Genomic DNA, 7,174 nt, shown 5'->3' on the forward strand with positions numbered 1-7,174 from the left:
GTCCGGTCAAAAAGGTTTCTTAAGAGCCAAACTCATGGATCAGAAAAATTACAGTTTCAGAAACTTGCAAACCGCATCGTAAACCGCTTTCCCGGTGAATCCAAATTCCTCGTCCAGGACATTGTATGGAGCAGAATATCCGAAATGGTCCAGCCCGTTAGCAATTCCGTTGGCTCCGGTCAGGCCTTCAATGGTCACTGGTAAGCCGGCAGTCAGACCGTAGCGAGGCACATCCGCGGGAAGTACTTCTTCCTGATATTCGGCCGACTGATTGCGGAACAGCCCTTCAGAAATAGCTGAAACTATCTGTATTTTAAGGCCTTTATCTTTGCGGAGCAATTCAGCACCTTCAACCATAGTAGATACTTCAGAGCCATTACCAACCATTACAAGGTCGAGTTTTCCTTCGTCCTTCTGAACGATGTAAGCACCTTTTTTGGCTTTGAGAGCGGTTTCGTAAGAACTTCCGGGTAAGTTGGGGATGTTCTGACGCGACAGTATCAAAGCAGATGGAGTTTTTGTATTTTCCATAGCCATTTGCCATGCGACAGTGCTTTCGTTGGCATCAGCAGGACGCATTACCAACATACTGTTATCTCCATGGTGGTTTTTCAGTTTTTCCAGTAGTCTGATTTGTGCTTCCTGCTCAACCGGTTGATGAGTAGGGCCGTCTTCTCCTACGCGGAAAGCATCGTGGGTCCAGACGTACTTGACAGGTAATTGCATGAGTGCGGCCAAACGAGCGGCAGGCTTCATGTAACCAGAAAATACAAAGAAGGTTCCACAAACCGGGATTACACCTCCGTGGAGGGCCATGCCGTTGGCAAGCGCTCCCATAGTAAGCTCCGATACTCCTGTGTGAACAAATTGCCCGGAATAGTCGCCTTTGACCATTGGGTGGGTTTTCTTCAGGAATCCGTCGGTCTTGTCCGAGTTGCTGAGGTCGGCTGACATGACTATCATGTTTTCAACCTTGTCGGCAAAATGAGCCAAAACAGTTCCTGATGAACCGCGGGATGCATTGTCAGCTTTTTGTTCGATAGAAGCATAGTCAATTTCAGGAGCTTCTTTGGAGAAGAACTTGTGGAGTTGAGCAGCCAGTTCAGGATTGGCTTTTTCCCAGGTTTCCTGCTCAGCTTTTTTGCGGCTGGCATGTACTGCTTTTTCCTCCATACATTTTTTGTAGTACTCGGCTACGTCAGGAAAGATTGCAAAAGGTTGATCTGAATCACCACCCAAATTCTCAATGGTTTTGCGGAAAGAAGCACCGGCGGCACCCAAAGGCTGTCCGTGGGTGGATACTTTACGCTCAAAGGAATTTCCATCTTCAGTTAAAGCACCTTTTCCCATGATGGTTTTTCCAATAATGAGATAGGGCTGATCTGTAATTTTTTTAGATTCTTCGAGGGCTTCACGAATTTGTGCGTGATCGTGTCCATCAATGGTTTTAACTTTCCACCCCCATGCTTCGTATTTCATTGCGGTATCTTCAATTGATACAGCATTGGTTTCGGTCGACAATTGAATGTCGTTGGAATCGTAGAACATGACCAGGTTGCCAAGTCCCAGGTATCCGGCCAGACGACCTGCTCCCTGAGAGATCTCTTCCTGAACACCTCCGTCTGAAATAAAAGTATAAATATTATGGGCACTCCAGAGACCAAATTTTTGTGCCAGAAAACGCTCGGAGATAGCTGCACCAACGGCCATGGTATGACCTTGTCCCAGAGGACCTGAAGTGTTTTCCACGCCACGCTCAAAATCTACTTCCGGGTGGCCGGGAGTAGGACTTCCCCACTGACGGAAGTTAGCAAGTTCTTCCATTGTGTAAGCACCTGTCAGTGCCAGCTGAGAATAAAGCATGGGCGACATGTGTCCCGGATCCAGAAAGAAACGGTCGCGCATAGCCCATCCTCGGTCGGTGGGGTCAAATTCCATAAATTCTGAGAAGAGAATGTGTATGAAGTCTGCACCTCCCATGGCTCCCCCCGGGTGTCCTGATTTGGCTTTCTCGACCATAGCTGCCGAAAGCACGCGTATGTTGTCTGCTGATCTTTTTGCGATGTCTGTGCTCATAATATTTTTGATTTTTAGTTTTATGACTTTGACTGTTCTGGTCTGTTCTTTATGTCTTTGGACTGCAAATATATAAAAACAACTTATTTTTTTGAGTTAAAAAACACTTAATCATTATTTTTCAATGACAAAAGTAAGTAATTTTTTTAGTATCGGGGGAATAAGGGTAAAAAATACCTTTAAAAGATTTGTATTTTTTTGTGTGTTATTGCAAATCTCCGGTTTCTGATTGGCTATGAAATTCTCTACATGCAAATAGCCATAGTTTTGGCTATTTATTGTTACTTTGGTATTCAGAAATCAAAGTTTAAAAAACCATGTTGATAGTTGCCGACGATAAAATCCCTTTTTTGAAAGGTGTACTAGAGCCTCACGCCCGGGTTGTTTATATTCCGGGAATTGACATTGGCCCGGAAGACGTAAAAAATGCAGACGGACTCATCATCCGTACCCGAACAAAGGTTGATAGTTCTCTGCTGAAAGGAAGTTCCGTAAAAGCGGTAGTGTCCTCAACCATTGGAACCGATCACATGGACATCCCTTGGCTGGAAGAAAACAACATTGCCTGGGCCAATGCACCCGGATGCAACTCAGGCTCAGTAAAGCAATACATTGCATCCGTTTTTGCCAGTTTGGAAGAGAATTACTATCCTTTGAGAGGAAAAACTTTAGGAGTTGTGGGAGTTGGAAATGTTGGTAGCAAGGTGGCCAAAGTTGGCGAAGCTTTTGGTATGAAGGTTTTGCTAAATGATCCTCCACGTGCTGCGGACGAGACTGATTTTCCCAATGTTGATCTCAATGTTTTGCTGCAATTGTCGGATGTGGTTACTTTTCATGTGCCACTTACTTGTGAAGGGGAATATCCTACCCAATATCTGTTGAATGATACGACTCTGTTGATGATGAAACGGGGAAGTGTGTTGATAAATACCTCCCGGGGGGAAGTGGTTGAACAGAGAGTCCTGATGAAAGGCATCAGCTCGGGATTAATCGACAGAGCCATCCTGGATGTTTGGGAGAATGAACCTGATATCTCACGTGATATGCTGGATCGTTTGATGCTTGGGACACCTCATATCGCCGGATATTCTGTTGACGGGAAAGCCAATGGAACTTCGGCTGCTGTGCAATTCATGAGCCGCCGGTTTGGATTTGGCCTGGACAATTGGAAACCCTCGGAACTTCCCCTGCTGGATAATATGTCTTTATCTGTCAGTGATGTGGATGAACGTTTGAACTTAAAACTTGCCAAAGCCGTTTTTTCCACTTATGATGTCCGAGTAGATGCAAAAAGACTGGCTGAAGATCCGGGAAATTTTGAAGCCATCAGAGGCCATTATCCGATTCGCCGGGAATTTCCGGCCTGGACTATCCGGGTGCCTGAAGGAAATGATGAGCTAAAAAAATCATTTGAGTTATTGGGTTTTCAGGTAGTTTGAAAACTTCACGCCACAAAGATATGCGAACTTAAAGTAGTTTTCTGATACCTTATCCCTAACCCCCAACACGCTCACTGACTAAAAACTGACGACCAACATTCATTTTATCCCCAAATTGGATTTTTCTTAACAATTTGTTTTCCCAACGGTTACATTTAGTTCTTACAGCATTACTAATCTTGCATCAGATATTTTAATCCAATGCTGATGCAAACAACAAAACACATTCTAAGACGCAAAATAAGGGTAGCCGTAATCTCCGACCTTCATTTGGGAACCTATGGTTGTAAAGCACCTCAGGTTCTTGATTATCTGAGGGGAATTGATCCGGAAACGTTAGTGCTCAATGGTGATATTGTGGACGGATGGCAATTCTCCCGTTCTTATTTTCCTGCTTCCCATTTAAAAGTGGTTCGTCAGATTATCAAGATGATGGAAGGGGGGACCAGGGTAATTTACGTTGCCGGGAATCACGATGAGGTAATGCGTCGCTTTTCCGGAATCAAACTGGGCAATTTTTCTTTTGTAAATAAGGTGGTCCTGAACTTGGACGGTAAGAAGACGTGGATTTTTCACGGTGATGTCTTCGATGTTTTTATGCATCATTCCAAATGGTTGGCACGCCTGGGAGCCAAAGGATATGGTATTCTTACCATCATGAATAAGCTGGTAAATGGCCTGATGGCTTTTTTCGGCAAAAGGCGTCTTTCTATTTCTAAATCAATCAAAGAACGAGTAAAGGGGAGTGGTAACGCCGTTTCCAGGTTTGAGCGAACCGTTGCGGGGCTGGGCGTGGAGAAGGGTTACAATTATGTTATTTGCGGACATATTCATACCCCGGCGGATAAGCTGATTGATACTGGAAAAGGTCAAATTCGTTATTTGAATTCAGGCGACTGGGTGGAGAACATGACGGCCCTGGAATATGAGAACGGAGGGTGGAACCTGAAATATTGGGAACCTCATTGGGCAGAAGTCAGCGACGTTGTAGCTGAAGAAACCTTTGCACGGCCATCAAAAGCGGTATTTATTAGTGCATTTAATGAGGTAATGGGTAGTTGATTTTTTTTAATTATTTGTTATGAAGATTTTGTATGCCATACAGGGAACCGGAAACGGTCATGTTGCCCGGGCTACCGACCTGGTTCCTGAGTTTAAAAAATACGGCGAAGTGGATGTGCTGTTAAGCGGGAAACATTGTGAGCTTGAACTCCCTTTTGATGTAAAGTACCGGGTTCAGGGACTGGGGTTTTTTTTCGGAAAGAAAGGAGGGATTGATTTGGGAAAAACCTGGCGCAGAAATTCTGTAGGAAAATTCTTCAGAGAGGTGGTGGACTTGCCTGTTCACGAATACGATTTAGTGGTTTCAGACTTTGAACCTGTATCAGCCTGGGCGTGCAGGTTGCGAGGTAAGGATTGCTTTGGCATGAGTCACCAGTCAGCCGTGGTGGATGTTGAAGCACCCCGACCATCGGTGTGCAATTGGTGGGGAAAAGTCATTCTAAAGTATTATGCACCCGCTACTCAAAACACCGGTTTTCATTTTAAAGCATTAAACGAGCATATCTCCACACCGGTAATTCGTAAGTCTGTAAGAGAACTTGTTCCCGGAAATCAGGGCCACTATACAGTTTATCTTCCTGCCTGGGCCGATATTCATATTATCAGCGTTCTTGCTGAAATAAGAGATGTTAAATGGGAGGTGTTCTCGAAACACATATCCGTTTCTTATTCGTTTAATAATATCTCGGTGCGTCCGGTGCAAAACGAGGGGTTTATACGAAGCCTTGCCGGAAGTGCTGGTGTACTCTGCAATGCAGGGTTCGAAACTCCATCCGAGGCATTGTTTCTGGGCAAGAAATTGTGTGTAATTCCCATGAAACATCAATACGAACAAGCTTGTAATGCCGAAATGCTGAGAAGCATGGGAATTCCTGTGCTTCAAAAAATGTCTGCGGCCAGCGTTTCGAAAATTCGTCAATGGACCCGGGAGGCGCAAGTATTTAGTGTAAACTATCCGGACAATGTTCCTGAGGTAGTGGAGCGGGTAATGGAAATGGCTGAGGCGCGGGAATTAGAGACTTCTTTTCGACCATTGTTTCCTTTCCTGTCATTTCATCGGAAAATGGCACATGTAACTGTTGGGAACGTCCGCTGAATAATGCACGGATTGTTTTACATCAAAGCAGAGATTGTATTGATGTGAGGGGGCCCTATTTTGCTTCCCGAAAGGAGAAAGTCATGTTCAGGTTCTGTCGTTGACTTTTTGAAGTCTTTGATTCAGGATAGGACAGGTTTGGTTTCTTTTAACAAAAATCCATTCGATTTACTTTAATTATCTCTGTCGATTCTTTTGTTTGATTATTGGGTTGGGAATGAACAATATGTGCATGTGTCGGTTAATCCATTCAGGGCACAAGGGCTTTTTTTATCATATCTTCAGGAGGAACCCCGGCTTGGTCTTTTTAGCCCCTCTTTTTGAGTGGGAGCTTTTTCTACAGGCCTGGTAGTGCTTCGAATATCAGAATCTGAAGCAAGATTTATTTGGTATTATTTCACTATATGAAACGAGCATGGCAATGTTTGCCCAATAGGAATATGTATTAAATTTAATCATACGAGTTTCATCAAACCAATAACATAGATATTTTTTACAAAGATAAAATACTGCCTTTCCCAAAGAAAAAAGATACGTTGAACACTAAAAAACATGAAGCCATGAAGTACAACATGTTAGGAAACACAGGATTAAAAGTCTCGGAACTTTGCCTGGGAACCATGACCTTTGGCGGGCGTGGGATGTGGACAGCCATCGGTGCGTTACCTCAGGAAAAGACCAATGAATTGGTAAAAATGTCTGTTGAAAGTGGGATCAACTTTATCGATACCGCCAATGTTTACAGTGAAGGCTTGAGCGAACAAATGACGGGGCAAGCCATCCGTGATCTTGGACTAAAGCGGGATGACCTGGTTCTTGCCACTAAAGTAAGGGGATCTATGGGTGAAGGGCCCAACGATTCAGGCCTCAGTCGGAAGCATATTCTTCAGCAGGCACATGAGAGCTTAGAAAGGCTGAACACCGATTATATTGACCTTTATCAGATTCACGGCTTTGATGCCCTTACCCCCATAGAGGAAACACTGGAAGCCTTGGATTCGTTGGTGCAAAGTGGGAAGGTGAGATACATCGGATGTAGCAATCTTGCGGCCTGGCAGATAATGAAAGCACTGGGTATTTCTAATCTAAATCACCTAAGCAAATTTGTCTCTCTTCAGGCTTACTATACTATTGCAGGGCGTGATTTGGAGCGTGAACTTGTTCCTATGATGCTGGATCAGAAAATGGGACTGATGGTTTGGAGCCCCTTAGCCGGAGGTTTGTTAAGTGGAAAATACAATCGAAATACCGAAACCAAAGAGGGTCGCCGCGTTAATTTCGATTTCCCCCCAGTCAATAAGGAGAAGGCTTTTGATATTATTGATGTAATGCAGCAGATTGCAGAATCCAAAAAGGTTACTGTTGCCCAAATTGCCCTTGCCTGGCTTTTGCATCAGCCGGTGGTCACCTCTGTAATTGTGGGGGCTAAAAAACCAGATCAGCTTACTGATAACCTCAAATCGGTAGATGTGGAATTGTCTCCTGATGAATTGGAGAAACT

5 protein-coding genes are annotated in these 7,174 nt (G+C 44.2%); 4 read left to right on the forward strand and 1 reads right to left on the reverse strand.

The window, feature by feature from the left end; genetic code table 11:
- Positions 1-48: 48 nt before the first annotated feature.
- On the reverse strand, positions 49-2,076 hold the full coding sequence (locus QZZ43_RS08200) for a transketolase (protein ID WP_291857815.1): 2,028 nt from the start codon (positions 2,074-2,076) through the stop codon (positions 49-51).
- 317 nt (positions 2,077-2,393) lie between these two features.
- Between QZZ43_RS08200 and QZZ43_RS08205 the strand changes: the two genes are divergently transcribed.
- The 4 genes from QZZ43_RS08205 to QZZ43_RS08220 all read left to right on the forward strand — a co-directional run.
- Positions 2,394-3,515: a 4-phosphoerythronate dehydrogenase gene (locus QZZ43_RS08205; protein WP_291857816.1), complete on the forward strand. Its 1,122-nt coding sequence runs from the start codon at positions 2,394-2,396 to the stop codon at positions 3,513-3,515.
- Positions 3,516-3,722: 207 nt separating this feature from the next.
- On the forward strand, positions 3,723-4,577 hold the full coding sequence (locus QZZ43_RS08210; protein WP_291857818.1) for a UDP-2,3-diacylglucosamine diphosphatase: 855 nt from the start codon (positions 3,723-3,725) through the stop codon (positions 4,575-4,577).
- Between the two features lie 19 nt (positions 4,578-4,596).
- A complete protein-coding gene (locus QZZ43_RS08215; protein ID WP_291857820.1) occupies positions 4,597-5,673 on the forward strand; it encodes a glycosyltransferase family protein in 1,077 nt (358 codons plus the stop codon).
- A gap of 560 nt (positions 5,674-6,233) precedes the next feature.
- Positions 6,234-7,174, forward strand: a 941-nt coding sequence (locus QZZ43_RS08220) for an aldo/keto reductase (RefSeq protein ID WP_291857822.1), incomplete at its 3' end; no start/stop codon positions are given.

Origin of the sequence: Marinilabilia sp. (assembly GCF_016278715.1) — a bacterium.
Taxonomy (GTDB): Bacteria; Bacteroidota; Bacteroidia; order Bacteroidales; family Marinilabiliaceae; genus Marinilabilia.